Annotated in this window: 20 protein-coding genes; 8 read left to right on the top strand and 12 right to left on the bottom strand. The window is 76.0% G+C overall.

The features are described from left to right. Nucleotides 1–21: 21 nt before the first annotated feature. Nucleotides 22–687, bottom strand: a complete 666-nt coding sequence (locus ZF1_RS18870) for a DUF1990 family protein (protein ID WP_251785197.1) — start codon at nucleotides 685–687, stop codon at nucleotides 22–24. Nucleotides 688–743: 56 nt separating this feature from the next. Then, nucleotides 744–974, bottom strand: a complete 231-nt coding sequence (locus ZF1_RS18865) for a hypothetical protein (RefSeq protein ID WP_062403384.1) — start codon at nucleotides 972–974, stop codon at nucleotides 744–746. A 103-nt stretch (nucleotides 975–1077) separates the two neighbouring features. Here ZF1_RS18865 and ZF1_RS18860 point away from each other — a divergent pair, with 103 nt between their 5' ends. Next, nucleotides 1078–1785: a DUF1990 family protein gene (locus ZF1_RS18860; protein WP_224402004.1), complete on the top strand. Its 708-nt coding sequence runs from the start codon at nucleotides 1078–1080 to the stop codon at nucleotides 1783–1785. A gap of 11 nt (nucleotides 1786–1796) precedes the next feature. On the opposite strand, the gene ZF1_RS18855 is transcribed toward ZF1_RS18860, so the two are convergent. Next, nucleotides 1797–2483 (bottom strand): hypothetical protein, encoded by a 687-nt coding sequence (locus ZF1_RS18855; RefSeq protein ID WP_482637943.1) that lies wholly within the window; start codon nucleotides 2481–2483, stop codon nucleotides 1797–1799. A 145-nt stretch (nucleotides 2484–2628) separates the two neighbouring features. Here ZF1_RS18855 and ZF1_RS18850 point away from each other — a divergent pair, with 145 nt between their 5' ends. The 5 genes from ZF1_RS18850 (at nucleotide 2629) to ZF1_RS18830 (ending at nucleotide 8871) form a co-directional block, all read left to right on the top strand. Further along, a complete protein-coding gene (locus tag ZF1_RS18850; RefSeq protein ID WP_482637942.1) occupies nucleotides 2629–3537 on the top strand; it encodes an enoyl-CoA hydratase-related protein in 909 nt (302 codons plus the stop codon). Between the two features lie 204 nt (nucleotides 3538–3741). Further along, nucleotides 3742–4506 (top strand): 23S ribosomal RNA methyltransferase Erm, encoded by a 765-nt coding sequence (erm, locus tag ZF1_RS18845; RefSeq protein ID WP_482638726.1) that lies wholly within the window; start codon nucleotides 3742–3744, stop codon nucleotides 4504–4506. A 177-nt stretch (nucleotides 4507–4683) separates the two neighbouring features. Next, nucleotides 4684–6021: an MFS transporter gene (locus ZF1_RS18840; protein WP_405416257.1), complete on the top strand. Its 1338-nt coding sequence runs from the start codon at nucleotides 4684–4686 to the stop codon at nucleotides 6019–6021. Next, entirely contained in the window at nucleotides 6018–7385 is a 1368-nt protein-coding gene (locus tag ZF1_RS18835; protein ID WP_405416259.1) for an LLM class flavin-dependent oxidoreductase, read from the top strand. Before ZF1_RS18840 ends, ZF1_RS18835 begins: the two co-directional genes overlap by 4 nt. Nucleotides 7386–7617: 232 nt before the next feature. Then, complete coding sequence (locus ZF1_RS18830) at nucleotides 7618–8871, top strand: phosphodiester glycosidase family protein (protein ID WP_482637941.1); 1254 nt, start codon at nucleotides 7618–7620, stop codon at nucleotides 8869–8871. Here ZF1_RS18830 and ZF1_RS18825 read toward each other — a convergent pair. The 5 genes from ZF1_RS18825 to ZF1_RS18805 all read right to left on the bottom strand — a co-directional run bounded on the left by ZF1_RS18825 (nucleotide 8829) and on the right by ZF1_RS18805 (nucleotide 14009). Further along, nucleotides 8829–9479 carry a TetR/AcrR family transcriptional regulator gene (locus tag ZF1_RS18825; protein WP_246352729.1) on the bottom strand — a complete coding sequence of 217 codons (651 nt, stop codon included), beginning with the start codon at nucleotides 9477–9479 and terminating at the stop codon, nucleotides 8829–8831. The genes ZF1_RS18830 and ZF1_RS18825 overlap by 43 nt on opposite strands. Before the next feature lie 27 nt (nucleotides 9480–9506). After that, on the bottom strand, nucleotides 9507–10556 hold the full coding sequence (locus tag ZF1_RS18820) for a PDR/VanB family oxidoreductase (protein ID WP_482637940.1): 1050 nt from the start codon (nucleotides 10554–10556) through the stop codon (nucleotides 9507–9509). Beyond that, entirely contained in the window at nucleotides 10553–11467 is a 915-nt protein-coding gene (locus ZF1_RS18815) for a metal-dependent hydrolase (protein WP_482637939.1), read from the bottom strand. The genes ZF1_RS18820 and ZF1_RS18815 overlap by 4 nt, the downstream gene beginning before the upstream one ends. A 20-nt stretch (nucleotides 11468–11487) precedes the next feature. Beyond that, nucleotides 11488–13275 carry an SDR family oxidoreductase gene (locus ZF1_RS18810; protein WP_482637938.1) on the bottom strand — a complete coding sequence of 596 codons (1788 nt, stop codon included), beginning with the start codon at nucleotides 13273–13275 and terminating at the stop codon, nucleotides 11488–11490. Between the two features lie 167 nt (nucleotides 13276–13442). Further along, nucleotides 13443–14009: a hypothetical protein gene (locus ZF1_RS18805; RefSeq protein ID WP_073574328.1), complete on the bottom strand. Its 567-nt coding sequence runs from the start codon at nucleotides 14007–14009 to the stop codon at nucleotides 13443–13445. 130 nt (nucleotides 14010–14139) lie between these two features. Here ZF1_RS18805 and ZF1_RS18800 point away from each other — a divergent pair, with 130 nt between their 5' ends. Continuing rightward, nucleotides 14140–15030: an alpha/beta fold hydrolase gene (locus ZF1_RS18800; RefSeq protein ID WP_073574327.1), complete on the top strand. Its 891-nt coding sequence runs from the start codon at nucleotides 14140–14142 to the stop codon at nucleotides 15028–15030. A 9-nt stretch (nucleotides 15031–15039) separates the two neighbouring features. Continuing rightward, on the top strand, nucleotides 15040–15843 hold the full coding sequence (locus tag ZF1_RS18795; RefSeq protein ID WP_482637937.1) for a crotonase/enoyl-CoA hydratase family protein: 804 nt from the start codon (nucleotides 15040–15042) through the stop codon (nucleotides 15841–15843). Between the two features lies 1 nt (nucleotide 15844). Here ZF1_RS18795 and ZF1_RS18790 read toward each other — a convergent pair whose 3' ends face one another. The 4 genes from ZF1_RS18790 to ZF1_RS18775 all read right to left on the bottom strand — a co-directional run bounded on the left by ZF1_RS18790 (nucleotide 15845) and on the right by ZF1_RS18775 (nucleotide 18933). After that, the gene (locus ZF1_RS18790) at nucleotides 15845–17113 is read right to left on the bottom strand and encodes an Nramp family divalent metal transporter (RefSeq protein ID WP_482637936.1); all 1269 of its coding nucleotides are present in this window, start codon (nucleotides 17111–17113) and stop codon (nucleotides 15845–15847) included. A 95-nt stretch (nucleotides 17114–17208) separates the two neighbouring features. Next, complete coding sequence (locus ZF1_RS18785; protein ID WP_482637935.1) at nucleotides 17209–17694, bottom strand: GNAT family N-acetyltransferase; 486 nt, start codon at nucleotides 17692–17694, stop codon at nucleotides 17209–17211. Between the two features lie 4 nt (nucleotides 17695–17698). Then, on the bottom strand, nucleotides 17699–18325 hold the full coding sequence (locus ZF1_RS18780; RefSeq protein ID WP_482637934.1) for an IMPACT family protein: 627 nt from the start codon (nucleotides 18323–18325) through the stop codon (nucleotides 17699–17701). A gap of 311 nt (nucleotides 18326–18636) precedes the next feature. Next, nucleotides 18637–18933, bottom strand: a complete 297-nt coding sequence (locus ZF1_RS18775) for a hypothetical protein (RefSeq protein ID WP_251785183.1) — start codon at nucleotides 18931–18933, stop codon at nucleotides 18637–18639. Nucleotides 18934–18940 lie beyond the last annotated feature (7 nt).

Below are 18940 nucleotides of genomic sequence, written 5' to 3'. Positions count from 1 at the left end.
TCATCGGATCGCGCACCCGGGTCAGACACCCGGATGCCGGACGAGCACGGCGAACGGGTCCGTCCAGTGCCGCCCGCCGTTCTGCGGGGCGACGGTCACGCCGTCGGCACCCGGCAGCGGCTGCGGCAGCGGCCTGCCCGCCGCCGCGTCGGCCACGAGCTCGCGGACCCGCTGCCCGGCCCGATGGTAGAACTCGAGCTGCACCGCGCGGCCGAACAACCCGAAGCCGAGCCGGAACAGGGGGTTCGGGATGTGCGCGGGCCGGGAGAACGCGCGGATGACGAACTCGACGTCGCCGGTCGCGAGGTCCTTGACCACCTCGTAGGTGAGCCGGCCCTCCTCCAGGTGCCCGTGCAGCGTCTCGTAGGTCCAGCCCCAGACGCGCCGGCCGTCGACGGTCTCGTCGACGAGACCGGTCACGCGGACGCCGAGGTGGAAGCGCATCGGCCCGAACCGGCCCTCCAGCAGCATGTCCCGCCCCAGCAGCGGGTCGGACGGGCGGAACACGCCGCGCAGCCGGTTCGGGGCGGTGAACTGGTAGTCGCGCAGCACCGCGCAGGCACGTTCCCAGGGGCCGTCGGGGACCGGGTCGCCGGGCGGCTCGGTGCCGACCAGGGCCCGGCCGTGGTCGACGTGCCAGCGCGGGTCACGGGTGTCGGTGGGGGTCTCGGCGTCGTCGAAGTTCACGCCGCGTGCGGCGAGCCCGTCCAGGTCGGCGCGACGGTCCCCGGGGGCGGGGCGCTTCAGGACCGACGGCCCTTCTCCTCGCGCCGCATCGAGTCGCCGATCAGCCAGAACATCGACGGCCACAGGCCGACGAAGACGGCGCGGCGTTCGGCGTTGCCGCGCTCGTCCTGGTCCACGGTCTTCGCGCGCAGCCACAGCGCGATGGAGAAGCCCACCGAGCCGAGGGAGAACCACTGGAGCTGGGCACCGCGCAACCCGACCCGGTGCAGGACACGTCCGACCGTCATGGCGGTTCCTTCCCCGCTCCCGGCGGATGTAATCCCGCAGAGGGGGTACGTCCACGCCGTGCGGACTTCCAGGACGGCCACGACGAGAGATCGGACCACCCCGGTGACGGGGGACCGGCGGTCCCGGCGGGTGTCGGCGGTGCTGCGCTGGCCGGTGGGCCTGGCGCTGGTGTCGTGGCGCTACTTCTGGCGCACCACACCGATCCACCGCAGCGACGTCGTCGGGGACCTGGGGGACCTGCCACCCGCCTCGCCGCAGGGCGCCGAGGGCGACGACGTCCAGCGCCCGTCGGACGGGGTCGGGACCCTGCTGCACCGGCGCTACAGCGTGCGCATCCGCGGGTCCCGGCTGAGCCCCGAGGAGCTCATGACGCGCCTCGCCGCGGACCCCGACCGCTGGTCACCGGAGTTCGCGGTGTTCCGCCGCACCCGTGGTGAGCCCGGCGGGATGGCGGTCGGCGACGAGTTCCTGATCCGCATGCCCGGCCCGTGGGACGGCCCGGTGCGGGTGGCCGCCGCCGGGCCGAGCGCGTTCTCCTTCGTCACCCTCGACGGGCACCTGGAGGCCGGCCGGATCGAGTTCCGCACCCGTCGCGACCCCGACCACCCGGAGATGCTGCGCTTCGACATCGAGTCCTGGGCGCGGCCCGGGGACCGGCTGTCGCATGTGCTCTACAACACCCTGCGGGTGGCCAAGGAGGTGCAGTTCAACATGTGGACGCACGCCTGCATCCGGGCGGCCGCCATCGCGGGCGGCCGCCCGGACGGCGGCGTGACGGTGCGCACCCGGCGGTTCGCGACCGCCGGATGACGCGGCGGGCCTCACCGGGCGGCCCGCACCTCACGGATCATGACGACCCCGAGCCAGGCGACGGCGATCCCGCGCAGCAGCTCCACGTGCAGCCCGCTGAGCACTGGGGCCTCCGGCAGCGGCACGAACAGCAGCAGCGCCCCGGCCAGCGCGGCTGCGCCGATCCAGCGCGGCACCCCGGCGGTGCGCAGCAGCGCCACACCCGTCAGCGCCAGCCCGGCCAGGAAGACCAGCCCGCCGACCATCTGCAGCAGCGCGAAACCGGGGGCGGCGAGGATGCTGCCGTCGTCGGGGACCAGCTCCGGGGCGGCCTGTGCGATCGCGGGCGCCACCAGTCCCTCGACGACGAGGTGGCCCTGCGCGCTCAGCGCGTTGCCCAGGAAGTACAGGCCGAACCCGAGCGTGCCGAGCACACCGGCCCGCGGGGCGAACCAGCCCCAGGCCGCGGGCAGGCCCAGCATCAGCGCGAGCGCGCCGGCGTAGATCGACAGCTGCGCCCACGGCGAGCCGGGGGCGAGCAGGGACGCGACGGAGTGGGCGTTCCCGTCGACGACGGGGTGGGCGACGCCACCGGCGAGCGACAGCACGGCGGAGGCGAGCAGCATCACACCGCCGCCCACGACCAGGCGTCGCCGGGCGGGGTCGACGGCGGGGACCGCCGGGGCGGTGGTGGCGGTGGGGGCGTCCTGCAGGGTCACGGTGGGTCCTTCCGGAGGGGCGCGTCCGGTCGGTCCGGCGCGACGGGACCACCGTGCGCCCGGCCGCTTGCAGCCCGCTTGCGGGCGGGCTGCGGGCGCCGCGGGCACTGTCGCCCGGGCGCGGGGCGGGGCAGACTCGCCGATCATGAGCACCGACGCTCCCGCCTTCACCCAGATCTCCTACGACGTCGACGACCGGGTCGCCACGATCACCCTCGACCGCCCGGACCGCCTCAACGCGTTCACCCCGACGATGGCCCGCGAGCTGATCGCCGCCTACGACCGCGCCGACGCCGACGACGCCGTCCGCGCGATCGTCCTCACCGGCCGCGGACGCGGCTTCTGCGCCGGCGCCGACCTGGGCCGCGGCGGGGCGTCGTTCGACCCCACCGACCCGCAGCGCGCCGCCGACCGGGCGGGCGTCGGCACCATCGGCGGCGTCGTCCGCGACGGCGGCGGCACCGTGACCATGCGGATGGCGGCGCTGCGCACCCCGGTGATCGCCGCCGTCAACGGGCCGGCGGTCGGCATCGGGGCGACGATGACGCTGCCCGCCGACATCCGGCTGGCCGGGTCCTCGGCCCGGTTCGGGTTCGTGTTCGCCCGCCGCGGGCTCGTCCCCGAGGCCGCGTCGAGCTGGTTCCTGCCGCGCATCGTCGGCGTCTCCCGGGCCATGGAGTGGGCCGCGACCGGCCGGGTGTTCGACGCCGCCGAGGCCCTCGACGGCCGTCTGGTCTCCCGTGTCCTGCCCGACGACGAGCTGCTCGGCGCCGCGTACGCGATCGCCCGCGAGATCGCCGACAACACCTCCGCGGTGTCGGTCGCGCTGACCCGCCAGCTGCTGTGGGGGATGCTCGGCGCGCCCACCCCGTGGGACGCCCACCGCGCCGACTCGGCCGCGATCGCGCACCTCGGGCAGGGCCGCGACGTCGCCGAGGGTGTCACGTCGTTCCTGGAGAAGCGCCCGCCCGCCTTCCCCGACACCGTCTCCGACGACTACCCCGGCCACGTCCTGCCGCACTGGCCCGCGCCGCCCGCCGACCTGACGGACTGACATCCGGGTGCGCCGGCGACCCCGTCGCCCCTACCGTCGCCCCGTGGCCTCGATACGCCTGCGCGTCGCCCGACGGCGGCGCCACACCTGATCCCTGCCGATCTCCTGGCGCCGCCGTCCGAGCAGCCGGTCCTCGTACCCCTGCCGGGCGGCGCCCCGCCGCGCCCCCGGCTCCCACCCCGGGAGCCTCCTGTGCGATCCCCCCTGCCCCGCCCGTTCGGCCGTCACGAGCACGGTCAGAACTTCCTCGTCGACGCCTCCGTCCCGGCCGCGCTGGCCGCCGTCGTCGCCGGGTACCCGCCCCGGCCGCTGCTGGAGCTGGGCCCCGGCGACGGCGCGCTGACCGCCGCGCTGCTGCGGCTGCCCGGCAGGCCGCTGACCGCGGTCGAACTCGACCCGCACCGGGTGGCCCGGCTGCGACAGCGGTTCGGCGACGCCGTCACCGTCGTCCACGGCGACCTGCTCGACACCCGCCTGGACCGGCCCGTCGACGTGGTGTCCAACGTCCCGTACGCGGTGACCACCCCGCTGCTGCGACGCCTGCTGGGCGCCCCGCGCTGGGCGCACGCGCTGCTGCTGGTGCAGTGGGAGGTGGCGCGCAAGCGGGCGGCGGTCGGCGGCACCAGCGCGCTCACCGCCCGCTGGTGGCCGTGGTTCACCTTCACCCTGCACGACCGTGTCCCGGCCTGGGCGTTCCGGCCGGTCCCGGCCGTCGACGGCGGGGTGCTGGAGATCGCCCGCCGCGACGCGCCGCTGCTCGACGCCCGGCCCCGGGACCACCACCGGCTGGTCGACGCGGTGTTCACCGGCCGCGGCCGCGGGGTCGTCGACGTCGTCGGGCGGCGGTTCGGCCGCGCCCTCGCCCGGGACTGGGCGCGCGAGTGCGGTCTCGGGCCGCGGGCACTGCCACGCGACCTCGACGCCGGGCAGTGGGTCCGGCTGCACGCCCGGGTTTCCGGGCGGGGGTGACCCCGGTCCCGCCTCGTTGCGCCGGGCGGGGGTCGTCTGTTCGGGTAGGTGGCGTGGAGCACTCGGAGCTGACCCGCCGGCGGTGGCTGGACCACGGCCGCCTGTCGTCGCACGCCTGTCGCTGACCCCGGCCTCGCGCACCGACTCCCCGCTCCGCCTCACCCACCGGCAGGTCCCGTGTCCAGCTCCGCCGTGTCCGATCCCGCCCCGACGTCCGGTGCCACGCCGCGCCGCGCCGCCGTCGCGAGCCTCGTCGGGACCACCATCGAGTGGTACGACTTCTACCTCTACGCCACCGCCGCGGCGCTGGTGTTCGCCCCGCTGTTCTTCACCGACGCCGACCCGGCGACCGGCGTGCTCGCCTCGTTCGCGACCTACGCCGCCGGGTTCGGGGCGCGGCCGATCGGCGCCGTCGTCGCCGGGCACCTGGGCGACCGGATCGGCCGCCGCGCCGTCCTGGTCGGGTCGCTGGTGCTGATGGGCGTCGCGACGACGCTCATCGGGCTGCTGCCGACCTACCCGACCGTCGGGCTGCTGGCCCCGGTGCTGCTCGTGGTGCTGCGCCTGGCCCAGGGGCTCGCCGTGGGCGCGGAGTGGGCCGGTGCGGTGCTCATGGCCGTCGAGCACGCCGAGACCGAGCGCCGACGCGGCCTGTTCGGCAGCTTCCCGCAGATCGGCTCCTCGGCCGGGATGCTGCTCGCGTCGGGCGTCTACACCGCGGTGCTCGCGATCGCGGGCAAGGAGGCGTTCCTCGCCGGGGCCTGGCGGATCCCGTTCCTGCTCAGCGCCGTGCTCGTCGTGGTGGGGCTGGCCATCCGGCTCACCCTCGCCGACCCCGCGGTGTTCACCGCCGCCCGCGACGCCGGGACGCTGTCCCGCCGCCCGGTGCTGGAGGTGCTGCGCACCGACTGGCGCACCGTGCTGCTGACCGTCGGCAGCCGGATCGCCCAGAACTCCGTCTACATCCTGGCGACGACGTTCGCGCTGACCTACCTGGCCCAAGGCGACTCGGGCGCCGCCGAGGGCGCCGGTCTGACCGCGGTGATCATCGCGTCGGCGATCGGGCTGTTCTCGACGCCGTTGTGGGCGGTCCTGTCCGACCGGGTCGGCCGCAAGCCGGTCTACCTGGCCGGCGCGATCGGGGCGCCGCTGTTCCTCGGGGCCTTCTTCCTGCTGCTCGACACCGGGTCCACCGTGCTGGTCGTGGTCGGCATGGTGGTGCTGGTCAACCTCTTCCACGACGCGATGTACGGCCCGCAGGCGGCCTGGTACGGCGAGCTGTTCGACACCCGGCTGCGCTACAGCGGGGCGTCGCTGGGCTACCAGATCGGGTCGGTCATCGGCGGCACGACGCCGCTGGTCGCCACCGCGCTGCTCTACGCCGGCGGCGGGACCCCGTGGCTGATCTGGGGGTACTTCGGGGTGCTGTTCGCGATCTGCGTCGTCTCCACCGTCCTGCTCCCCGAGACCCACCGCGGCGGGCTGCGCACCACCCGGGAGAAGGTATCGGCATGACCGGCCGCATCCTGCTCAACGCCTTCGACATGGCCTGCGTGGGCCACCAGTCCGCCGGGCTGTGGCGCCACCCGTCCGACGAGGGGCACCGCTACACCGACCTCGACCACTGGACCTCGCTGGCCCGCATGCTGGAGGACGGCGGCTTCGACGCGCTGTTCCTCGCCGACGTCCTCGGCGTCTACGACGTCTACGGCGGCTCCCGTGACGCCGCCGTCCGCGCCGCCGCGCAGGTCCCGCTCGCCGACCCGCTGCTGCTCGTCCCCGCGATGGCGGGGGTGACCTCGCGGCTCGGGTTCGGGGTGACCGTCTCGGTCGCCTACGAGCACCCCTACGCGCTGGCGCGGCGGCTCACCACCCTCGACCACCTCACCCGTGGCCGGGTCGCCTGGAACGTCGTCACGTCCTACCTGGACTCCGCGGCGCGCAACCTCGGCCGGTCCGGGCAGATCCCGCACGACGAGCGCTACGAGCTCGCCGAGGAGTTCCTGGAGGTCTGCTACAAGCTGTGGGAGGGCTCCTGGGACGACGACGCCGTGGTCCGCGACCGTGCCCGCGGCGTGTTCACCGAGCCGGACCGGGTGCACGACATCGCCCACCACGGCCACTGGTTCGACGTGCCCGGCCCGTTCCTGTCCGAGCCGTCCCCGCAGCGCACCCCGGTGATCTTCCAGGCCGGCGCGTCGCCGCGCGGTGCCCGGTTCGCCGGCACCCACGCCGAGGCCGTGTTCGTGTCCGGCCCGTCGCCCGCGGTGGTCCGCCGCTCGGTCGACGCCGTGCGTGCCGAGGCCGCCCGCGCCGGGCGGGACCCGCGCTCGGTGAAGGTCTTCGCGATGCTCACCGCGATCGCCGGGGAGACCGACGCGGCCGCCCGCGCGACGCTGGCCGAGTACCTGGAGCTGACCGACCCGTCCGCGGCGCTGGCGCTGTTCGGCGGCTGGTCCGGCGTCGACCTGGCGGGGGCCTCGCCGGAGCAGAAGCTCGAGTACGTGCAGACCGACGCGACCCGCTCGGCGCTGGCGTCGTTCACCGGGCCGGACCGCGACTGGACGGTGGGGGAGCTCGCGGAGTTCATCACCGTCGGCGGGCGCGGGCCGCTCGTCGTCGGGTCGGGGGCGGGTGTCGCCGACGAGCTGGAGCGCTGGGCCGACGAGGCCGACCTCGACGGCTTCAACCTGGCCTACGCCGTCACCCCGGGGACGATGGCCGACGTCGTCACCCACGTCGTGCCCGAGCTGCGCCGCCGCGGCCGGATGCCCGCCGCCGCCGACGCGGGCGGCCCCACCCTGCGCGAGCGTTACGGCACCGGCGACGGCGCCCGGCTCGCGAAGGACCACCCCGGGTCGGCGCACCGTACGCTCTGACGCCGTGATCACCGGGAGCGGAGCGCGGGGAGCAGCTTCCGCACCCGGCCGCTCCACTCCCGGTGGTCATAGTGCCGACGGTCGCGTTCCGCGCTGCCGGGTCACCCCGCAGGGGACGTCGCGCCCCCCGACCAGGTGGCACTGCACCACCGACGCGTGACGCCCCGCGCCGTCGCCGTACCGCCGTGTTCACCTCGGTCCCGGCCGGGGTGGCGATCGGGGGAGTGCGGGCATGGTGGGGTGGACGGGCAGCCGGGGCGCGGCGGTGGCGGCGGCGGTCGTGATCGGGGTACTGGTACCGGCCACCCAGCAGGCGTCCGCGGCCCCGGCCCCGCAGGCGCACCCCGTCGCGGCCACCGCGCCCGCGGCAGGGGCCGGGTCCGCCGTACCCGGTGCCGCCCCGGGCCCGGCCGCGGCGCCCGTCGCCCCGGCCCCGCAGGCCCCCGCGATCACCCACCGCGAGGAGCGGGTCGACACCCCGGCCGGGCCGGTGACCGTCGACATCGTCGTCGCCGACCTGAACCGGTCGGAGCTGCGCGCCACCCTGCTCACCGCCGCAACGGTCGGGGAGCGGTCGTCGGTGCCCGCGCACGCCCGGCGCGGCGGCGCCGTCGCCGCGATCAACGGCGACTTCTTCGACCTGGCCCGCAGCAACGCCCCGGCCGGCCCCTCGGTCCGCGACGGCCGGGCACTCACCTCCGCCGTGCCGCCCGGGCGGCGGCTCGCCCCGGGCGTCCCCGGCGCCCGGCAGGGCGACGTCCTCGCCATCGACGACGACGGCACCCCCCGCCTGGACCGGCTCACCCTCGACGCGTCCGCGACCGGGCCGAAGGGCCGCCTGCGCATCGACACCCTCAACGCCTACGCCGTGCCCGTCGGCGGGATCGGGCTGTTCACCTCCGACTGGGCGGGCGACCGGGCCGCCACGCTGTGCGGCAGCGACACCGACCGGGACGCGCCGTGCGCACCGGACCGGCTCGAGGTCGTGGTCCGCGACGGCGCGGTCACCGCCGTCGGCCCGCCCGGCGGGGGAGCGATCCCGGCCGGGGAACAGGTCCTCGCCGGCCGCGACCAGGGCGCCGCCGCGCTGCGCGGGCTCGCCGTCGGCGACCGGGTCACCGTGCGGCAGGCGCTCACCGCCGCGTCGGGGACCGTGCCGCGGACCGCGGTCGGGGCGTCACCGATCCTGCGCGACGGCACACCCGTCGCCGGGCTGGACGCCCGCTCGCGCGACCCGCGCAGCGCCGCGGGCCTCACCGCGCAGGGACGGCTGATCCTGCTCACCGCCGACGGCCGCGAGTCGACCTCGGTCGGGATCACCCTGGCCGAGACCGCCGAGCAGTTGCGCCGGGCGGGCGCCGTCGACGGCGTCAACCTCGACGGCGGCGGCTCCTCGACGATGGTGTTCCGCGACCAGGTCGTGAACAGCCCGTCCGAGGACGCCTACCGGCTGGTGCCCAACGCGCTCGGCGTCGTGGAGAACTGAGCGTCCGGGTCGCGGGCCACGGTGACCCCGAGCATCGCGAACAGCTGCTCCACCAGCCAGTCCCGCAGCTCGGCGTGGGCGGGCACCCGGCCCGCCTCCAGCCACACCAGCACCGAGCCCTCGACCAGCGCGACCCAGCCGCGCAGGGTCATCAGCTGCAGCGGGGTCGGGTCGGGGACGCCGCCGCGCACGCACAGCAGGTCCACGATGTGGTCGCGCACGCCGTCGACCATGGCGTCGGTCTCCCCGGTGGAGACGACCGAACCGCTGCGCAGCAGCGCGATGTAGGCCCGTGAGTGCCGGCCGACGACGTCGAGGAACACGTCCAGCGCGTCGGCCAGCTGCCCGTCCAGCGGACCGTCGGTGGGCAGCGCGACCCGGTCGATGAGCTCCTCGGCGACGCTGCCCAGCGCCGCGACGTGCAGCTCCTCCATCCCGGAGAAGTACCGGTAGAACAGCGCCCGGGACACGTCCGCGGCCCGGGTGACGTCCTCGACGGCCACCTCCTCCGGCGAGCGGGCGCCGTAGAGGTCGAGCGCGGCGGACACGAGCTGTGCGCGGCGGGCCTCGGGCGTCATGCGCCGGGGTGGACGTGCGGGTGAGGTCATCACCGACGAGGGTACGGACCCCACGCCTCAGCGCCCGAGATCGACGACGATCGTCCCGTCCGTGGCCCGCCCGACACACAGCGCGGTCAGACCCGGCCCGGCCGGGTCGCCCACGGTGGTGCCCTCCACGAGCCGGACGTGGCAGGTCCCGCAGAACCCCTGCCGGCACGAGTACGGCACGTCCGGGCGCAGCGCGCGGACCGCGTCCAGCGCGGTGCGGTCGGCGGGGACCGCGACGTCCGGGCCACCGGCGATCCGGACGGTGAACGGGCGGCCGTCGCGGATCGGGGGCGGGGAGAACCGCTCGGAGTGGAACCGCTGCCCTGCGGGGAGCGCCCGGCGCAGAGACTCGATCATCGGCGGCGGGCCGCAGCAGTAGACGGCGGCGTCGGCGTCGGTCCCGGACAGCAGCTCGGCCGCCGACGGGACACCCGCGACGTCGTCGGAGCGGCGCAGGACCCGGTCCGGGGCCAGCACGGCCAGTGCGTCCGACAGTGGCATCGACGCCCGGTCCCGGCCGGTGTGCACCAGCCGCCACGGCACCCCGGCGGCGTGCGCGGCCCGGACCATCGGCGCGATCGGGGTGATCCCGATGCCGCCGGCGACGAACAGGTACGACGGCGCCGTGGCCAGCGGGAAGGCGTTGCGCGGGCCGTGCAGCCGCAGCCGCACACCCGGGCGCAGGGCGTGCATCTCGTGCGAGCCGGTGCCCCCGGGCACCTTCCGTACCGCGATCCGGTACACCGACCGGTCGTCCGGGTCGCCGCACAGCGAGTACTGGCGCATGACCCCCGAGGGCAGCTCGACGTCGACGTGCGCGCCGGCCCGCCAGCCCGGAAGCGGCTCGGTGCCCGCCGGGACGAGGTCGAGCTCGGCGACGTCGGGGCAGGGACGGCGCACGGCGTGCACCTCGACGAGCAGGGTGCGGTCCACCGGGGTGACCGGGCGCCGGCGCCGGGCACCGGCCGTCGCGAGGGTCTGGGTCACCGCGGTGAGCACCGACAGCGCGGTGGCCCCGCGGTTCGGGTGCGGCGGCGGCGCGGTCGAGCCCGTGCCGGGCAGCAGCGCGGGACTCATGCCGCGGACCCCTCGGCCGGGCCGGCGTGGCCCGCCTCGGCGGCGCGGGCGGCGGGGGAGACCGCGAGGTAGGCCACCGCGGCGTCGGTGTCGCCGTGCGCGGCCGGGTGGAACCGCGGGCTGAGGTAGGTCAGGACGGCGCGGGTGAACAGCCACGGTCCGGGCACCAGCCCGCGCCGGGAGTCCCGCAGGTAGTCGCGCAGCCGGGCCCGGCGCTGCGGTGTCCCGCGCAGGTGCGGGTCGCGGGCGCACAGGTGCCGGGTGCCGTCGACCCACAGCTTCGCCAGCGCCGGGCCGGCCACCGCCATCGCCCGGATCCGGCGCAGCCAGCGGCCGTCGAGGTGGGTGTAGAGGTCGTGCGCGACGTTGCGGTGCTCGACCTCCTCGGCACCGTGCCAGCGCAGCATGTCCAGCATGTGCGGGTCGGCCCCGGCCGCGTCCAGCGCGGCGGAGTCGAGGATCCAGGAGCCGAGGACGGCGGTGAAGTGCTCGATCGCCGCGATCAGCCCGACCCGCTCCACCAGCCACTCCCGGGCCGCGTCGCCGGTCAGACCGCGGTCGCCGAGCAGCTCCTTGAAGATCCACTCGACCTGCTCGACGAAGCGGGTCACGTCGACGCCCGCCTCGACGAGGTGGTCCAGCGCGCCCTGGTGCGAGGTCGCGTGCACGGCCTCCTGGCCGATGAACCCGCGGACGTCCTCGGCCAGCGCCTCGTCACGGACCATCGGCAGCGCGCGGGAGAAGACGTCCACGAACCAGCGCTCGCCCTCGGGCAGCAGCAGGTGCAGCACGTCGATCAGGTGCGAGGCGAACGGCTCGCCGGGGATCCAGTCGGTCCGCAGCTCGGTGAAGTCGAAACGGACGTCGCGGGCCTGGAGTGCGATCCGGTCCTCGGTCGGGTCGGCGGTCATCGTGGACGCTCCTCTCGTACTCAGCGGGTGCCGTCGACGCGGGCGAGCGCGCGGACGAGGCCGGGGGACAGCCGGGACGCGAGCAGCCCGACGTGCGCCTCGGCGGTGACCGGGGCGATCGGCAGGTCCCGCTCGACGGCGCGGACCAGCCGGGCGGCGACGCGCTGCGGGGTGTACCCGCGCCGGGTGTAGGCGGCCGCGGCGTCGCGGCGGCGGACGGCCTGGGTGGCGTCGTCGGTACCGGCGAAGCGGGTCGCCCCGGTGATCGGGGTGTCGACGAACCCGGGGCACAGCGCGGTGACCCCCACCCCGGCGCCCGCCAGCTCGGCGCGCAGGCACTGCGACAGCATCAGCACCGCCGCCTTGGTCGTGGCGTAGGCCGGCAGCGAGCGCGACGGGAGGTACGCCGCCGCCGAGGCGGTGTTGACGATCGTGCCGCCCTCGCCGTGCGCGGCGAGCAGCGCGCCGAAGTGCCGGCAGCCGTGCACGACGCCCCACAGGTTCACGTCGACGATCCGCTGCCACTCCTGCGCCGTGGTGTCGGCGAACGATCCGGCGACGGCGATCCCGGCGTTGTTGACGACGAGGTCGGGCACCCCGTGCTCGGCCGCGACCCGCTCGGCGAGGGCGGCGACGGCGGCCTCGTCGGCGACGTCGACGACCGCGGCCACCGCGCGTCCGGGCCCGTGCTGCCGGGTCACCAGGTCGACGGTCTCCGCGGCGCCGGCCTCGGAGACGTCGGCGACGACGACCCGGCCCCCCAGGTCGGCGACCTGGCGGGCGATCTCGCGGCCGATCCCGCTACCCGCCCCGGTGACGACGGCGAGCCCGCCCTCCCAGCGCGACGCCCGGCCGGGCCGCCCCCCGGTGCGGACCAGGGCTGCGCCCCGGGCCCCCGCCCGGGCCAGCGCGGGCGCGGCGGTCCCGCCGCTGCGCTCGGCGACGAGCTCGCGGACACACCGGGCGATCACGCCCGCGCGCTTGCGGACGATCCAGTGCCCGCCGGGCAGGTAGCGGACCCGCAGGTCGGGGGCGTACCCGGCGGCGCTCGTCGCCATCGCGGGGGTGACGTAGGCGTCGCCGAGCGGAGCCAGGATCTGTACCGGGACGTCGGTGCGGCGCGGCTGCGGGCGGCCGAGCCGCCGCGGCAGGTTCCGCCGGTAGAGCTCCAGGCCGTTGACCGCGTCGCGCACCGAGGGGCGCGGGATCCGCTCGGTCCGCGCCACCAGCGCGCCGAGCAGCCCGCTGCGGATCATCAGCTCGGGCAGCACCGGCACCCGGAACGCCAGGGTGTACCAGGAGTGCAGCGCCTGGGTGAGCACCGGCCGCAGGTCGCGGAGCCCGCGGCGGCGCAGGAACAGCGCCACGTGGTCCAGGCACGGGCCGGAGATCGAGCTGAACGACGCGACCCGGCCGTCCATCGCCGAGGGGGTGCCGTCCTCGCGCGTGACGGCGTGCCAGGTCTGGATCGAGCCCCAGTCGTGGGCGAGCAGGTGCACCGGGGCGTCGGGGGAGACGGCGTCGGTCACCGTGCGCAGGTCGGCGGCGAGGAGCTCCAGGTCGTAGCCGGCCGGGGCGCCGGGCGCGGCCGAGCCCCCGTGGCCGCGCACGTCGTAGGTGACGACGTGGTGGTCGGCGGCGAGGTCCGCGGCGACGCGGTCCCACACGTGCCGGTCGTCGGGGTAGCCGTGCACCGCGACGACCGTCGGGTGCGACGGGTCGCCCCGCTCCTCCACGACCAGCTCCAGGCCGTCCTGCGTGGTCACCGTCCGGGTGCGGCTCGCGGACTCCACCTCGTTGTGAGACACGCCGTCATCGTAGAAAACGTGTCAACAAGGCGCCACCCCTGGCCCGTCACCCGTCCCGGGCGGCCGGGCGGGACCGGTGATCGCGACGAGCGAGGGGTGCGGTGCCGGATCCGGCACCGCACCCCTCGCAGAAGACGATCACCGCGCCGCCGACGGCTGCGCCCGGGTCAGCCCCGGTCGTCGGCAGTGCGGGTGGGGTGCGGCGCCCGACCGGCCGCCCACATCGTCCCGACCCGGGCGGCCACCGCCTCGTGCGCGGCTGCGGTCGCGGTCCCCGTGGTGCGGACCCCGGCCAGCGCGTAGAGCAGCTCGCCGTCGGCGCCCAGGTCGAGGTCCAGGACGCCGTGCACCCGGGCGAGCTCCAGCACGAGCGCCGGGGCCGTGGTGCCGGCCGCGGCGGCCGCCCGGCGCAGCGGCCCCCCGTCGGCGCCGGGCAGCGTCCGGGCGCCCAGGGCGGCGGCGAGCAGGCCGAGCGCGGCGACGTCGGCCGACCCGACCGGGACCAGGCACAGGTCCGGGCACGGCCCCGGGCCGTACCCGGGGCGGTGCTGGGCGGCGCGCAGCGGACCGGCCATCCGGCGCCAGCCGCGCACCGCCGCCGCGGTCCCGGCCGGGGCGTCGGCGTCGCGCGCGAGCGACCCCAGCGCGCGCCCCAGGCGCCGGTCGGTGAGGTCCCACGCCCCGGGGTCGCGTGGTACGGCCCGCACCACCGTCCCCGTCGCCGCACCGGTCATCGCGCCTCCTCGTCGGCCCCTCGGTGACGCAGGTCGTCCGGCCCCCGTACCTCGTTACCCGGCGTGGTCAGAACTGACGAGGGGCGTAGGTTCGAACGGTCGTCCCCGTCCCACGAACAGAGGTCCCCGCGTGTCCACCGCTCCGCCCACCTGGTTCACCGACGCACTCGCCGAGCCGGGGGAGCCCGGCCGCACCGAGAGCGACGGCGTCGAGATCCGCTTCCGGAGCTGGGGCACCCCGGGCGGGCCCGGTGTGCTGCTGGTGCACGGCGGCGCGGCGCACCTGCACTGGTGGGACCACATCGCCCCGCTGCTGGCCGAGGGCACGCGCCGGGTCGTGGCGGTCGACCTGTCCGGGCACGGCGACTCCGGGCGGGCACCGTCCTACGACCTGGACCGCTGGGCCGTCGAGCTGCGCGCCGTGATCGACGCCGCGGGTCTCGGCCCCCGGCCGACGGTCATCGGGCACAGCATGGGCGGGTTCGTGACGCTCACCGCGGCGCTGCGCTACGGCGACGAGCTGGCCGGCGCCGTCGCCGTCGACTCCCCGGTCCGGGACCGGTCGCCGGAGGAGCGGGCCGCCCGTGAGCAGCGGGCGTTCGGCCCGGCGAAGGTGCACCCCGACCGCGACGCGCTGATCGCGCGGTTCCGCACCATCCCCGAGCAGCCCGGCGACCTGCCCTACGTGCACCGCCACATCGCCGAGCACAGCATCCGCGCGGTCGACGGCGGCTGGAGCTGGAAGTTCGACCCGGCCATCTTCGCCGGCATCTCGCTGACCCCCGGCGACCTCGGGCGTCCCGGCTGCCGGATCGCGCTGTTCCGGGCCGAGCACGGCCTGGTCCCGGCGGACATGGGGGAGATGGTCGTCGACCGGATGGGCCGGGCGGCACCGGTCGTCGAGATCCCCGGGGCCGGGCACCACGTGATGATCGACCAGCCGCTGGCCCTGGTGACCGCGCTGCGGACGCTGCTCGCGGACTGGGAGCACTCGGTTCCGGTGGTGGCCCCCGCGATCTAGGGTGGCCCCATGACAGAGCAGTCAGAGCTGACTCCTTCCGGACCGGCCGCTTCCGAGGAGGAGGTGCTCGTCGAGCGGCGGGACGGCGTACTGCTGATCACGATCAACCGGCCGCGGGCCAAGAACGCGCTGAACGAGAACGTCGCGCGCTCGGTCGCCGCGGCCGTCGACGAGCTCGACGCCGACCCGGACCTGCGGGTCGGCGTGCTGACCGGGGCGGGCGGGGTGTTCTCGGCCGGGATGGACCTCAAGGCGTTCCTGCGTGGCGAGCGTCCGTCGGTGCCCGGGCGCGGGCTCTGCGGGATCACCCAGGCCCCGCCGGTGACGCCGATGATCGCCGCGGTCGAGGGCTGGGCCCTGGCCGGCGGGTTCGAGATCATGCTGGCCTGCGACCTCGTCGTCGCCGGGCGCGGCGCCCGGTTCGGGGTGCCGGAGGTGAAGCGGTCCCTGGTCGCCGCCGCGGGCGGTGCGCTGGAGCTGGCGAACCGGGTGCCCCGGGCGCTGGCGCTGGAGATGCTGCTGACCGGCGACCCGATCGACGCGACGCGCGCCGAGGCCGCCGGGCTGGTCAACCAGGTCGTCGAGGACGGCGGCGCGCTGGAGGCCGCGCTGGCGCTGGCCGCGCGGATCGCGGTGAACGGGCCGCTCGGCGTCGCCGCATCGAAGCGGATCGTGCGGGAGAGCCCGGACTGGGGCGCCGACCGCTGGGAGCGCCACGACGCGGTCGTCGGCCCGGTCCTGACCTCGGAGGACGCCCGCGAGGGCGCCACCGCGTTCGCCGAGAAGCGCGACCCGGTCTGGCGCGGCCGCTGACTCAGGCGACGAACGCCTCCCAGATCAGGAAGGCGTTCAACCCGACCACGACCGCGGCGACGACGACCGCCGCGGTCGTGGTGACGCGGTGGTTGACCAGGTCGCCCATCACCTCGCGGCGGGCGGTCAGCCACACCAGCGGGACCAGCGCGAACGGGATGCCGAACGACAGCACGACCTGGGAGAGCACCAGCGCCTGCGTCGGGTCGATCCCGATGCCCAGCACGAGCAGGGCGGGCGCGAGGGTCAGCAGCCTGCGCAGCAGCAGCGGGATCCGGCGGCGCAGGAACCCGGCCATGATGACCTGCCCGGCGTAGGTCCCCACGCCCGAGGACGCGAACCCCGAGGCGAGCAGCGCGATCGCGAACCCGTACGCGGCGACGGCGTCGAGCTCGGTGCCCAGCCCGGCGAAGATCCCCTCCAGGGTGTCGGTGCCGGGGACGTCGGTCCCGGCGAACAGGGCGGCCGCCACGACCAGCATCGACAGGTTGACCAGCCCGGCCACGCCCATCCCGAGCGCGATGTCGGTGCGCCCGACCCGCAGCAGGAACCGGGTGTCCTCGGGCCCGCGGGCGACCAGACGGCCCTGGGTCAGCGCGGAGTGCAGATAGATCACGTGCGGCATCACGGTGGCACCCAGGATGCCGGTGGCGAGCACCAGCGAGCCGACGCCGTCGAAGCCGGGGACCAGACCCGCGGCCAGCGCGGGCCCGTCGACGTCGGTGCGCCGCAGGGTCGACACCAGCCCGACCAGGATGATCGCGAGCAGGAACACGATCGCCCGCTCGAACGGCCGGTGCCCGCGCGACTGCAGCCCCAGCAGCACGAAGGCGATCACGCCGGTGATCACCCCGCCGGTGAACAGCGGGATCCCGAACAGCAGGTGCAGGGCGACCGCGCCGCCGATCACCTCGGCCAGGTCGGTCGCGATCGCGACGAGCTCGGCCTGGGCCCACATGAACCGGTTCCGCCACGGGGTGAGGTGCTCGCGGCACAGCTCGGGCAGGTTCTTCCCGGTTGCGAGCCCGAGCTTGGCCGAGAGCGACTGGATGAGCATCGCCATCAGGTTGGCGACGACGATCACCCACACCAGCAGGTAGCCGTAGCCGGCGCCGGCGGAGAAGTTGGTCGCGAAGTTGCCCGGGTCGACGTAGGCGACGGCGGCGACGAACGCGGGCCCGAGGACGGCGAGCCTGCCGCGCCAGCCGCGCCGGCGCAGCTGCTCCACGGTGAGCGGTGCCGCCGACGCGGCCGTGTCCGTGCTCGTCATGTGCGCCCCCGCGAGGTGATGAGGTCCGGCGAAGACGCAGTGTAGGCACGACTAACTCCGCTGGTACAGACCTGCGACGGTGCGGGCCGTGCGGCTCACAGGTAGCGGTGCATCACGTGCAGGCCGGTGGTCGTGCCGTCGGGCAGGGTGAAGGCGTCGGGCACCGTGCCGACCGTGGCGAAGCCCAGCGAGTGCCACAGCGCGACCGCGCGGGTGTTGGTCGCCACGACGGCGTTGAACTGCATCGCGGAGTAGCCGTCCGCGCGGGCGAGGGCCAGCACGTGCTCGCCGAGCGCGCGTCCGGTGCCGCGCCCGGCCTCGCCCGCCTCGACCGCGAAGCTCGCGGTCGCGACGTGCGAGCCCGGCCCGGCCTGGTTGGGTCCGGTCTTCGCGGTGCCGACGACCCGGCCGTCCCGCACCGCCACGACGACCCGCGCCGGCGGCGGGAGCATCCACATGCGGGTGACCCAGGCGTCGTCGGCGTCGGGCGGGACGGTGTAGGTCCGGCCCTCGGCGAAGATCGGGCGGAGTACGTCGAGGACGGCGGGGAGGTCGTCGTCGGTGGCGGCGCGGATGTGCATGCGCTCAGGGTAGGTAGAGGTCGCGCGGGCCGGTGTCGAGCGCCTCGACGTCGCCGCCGGTGTGCTCGGCGAGCCAGTCGGCGAAGGCGCCGGTCTCCGGCTCGGCGACGGCCACGGTCAGCGTGACGTCCGTGCCGTGCGTGACGTCGCACAGCCGGTACGGGGAGTGGCGAAGGTCGTGCTCCAGGCGGCCGGCGCGGTCGTGGCCGACGGCGAGTAGCAGCTCCCGGTGCCTGACCCGGCGCAGCTCGCCGACCGCGTCCAGGGCCGCGGTCAGGGCGCCGGAGTACGCGCGGACCAGCCCGCCCGCGCCGAGCTTCGTCCCGCCGAACCAGCGCGAGACGACGGCGACGACGTCGGTCAGCCCGCGCCGGGTGAGCACCTCCAGCATCGGGACGCCGGCGGTGCCCGAGGGCTCGCCGTCGTCGCTGCTGCGGGCGGTGAGGTCCCCGGTGCCGGGGTCGCCGATGCGCAGTGCGGTGCAGTGGTGGGTGGCGTCCGGCCCGGCCCGGCGGACCCGGTCGATCACGTCCTGGGCGGCCCCGACGTCGGCGACCCGGGCGACGGTGCAGCGGAAGCGCGACCGGGCGATCTCGGTCTCCGCGCTCCCGTCGCGGGCGATCACCCGCACGCCGCGACCGGCCTCACACCGTGACCGCGCTCGCGATCGGCAGCGCGTCGGGATCGATTCAGTGCATCCTGGGCGTGTCCGGTGACGAGGCCGCCCGCCTCACCCGGCGGGCTCCCTCGTCCACACCAGGCGGTTCCACCGCCGACATCGAAGGGACCCCCACCCATGAGCGACACCCTCCGCGTCCTGCGTTCCGGTCTGACCCGCGTGGCGCGCCGGATCGACGACTACACCCTCGCGGCGTTCAACCCGGTCTACCCGACCCCCGCCGACCGGGAGCGCTGAGGGCGCCCCCGGCCGGGGGAGTGCGGTCAGTCCTGCTGCTCCGGTGCGGCCAGCTTCAGCGGTCGCAGGTACACCCACAGCACGAACAACGCCCCGATGACCAGCATGCCGATGCCGGTGTCGAGGTTGAGGTTCGTCCCGCCGGTCTTGGCGAGGTTCTCCGGGTCGTCGCCCGACACGATCCCCATGACCAGCAGGACGATGCCGTAGACCCCGAACAGCAGGGCGATCACCGAGCGCAGGTCGAACAGGTTCGCCGCGGTCGAGGAGACCGGGGCCTCGGTCCCGTGGTGGTCGGGGTGGTTCTCACTCTTCGAGCTCATCGCAGGT

The organism is Pseudonocardia sp. ZF1, assembly GCF_056835605.1.
The sequence above is the reverse complement of the archived record's forward strand: the minus strand, read 5'-3'. Positions and strand labels throughout refer to the sequence as shown.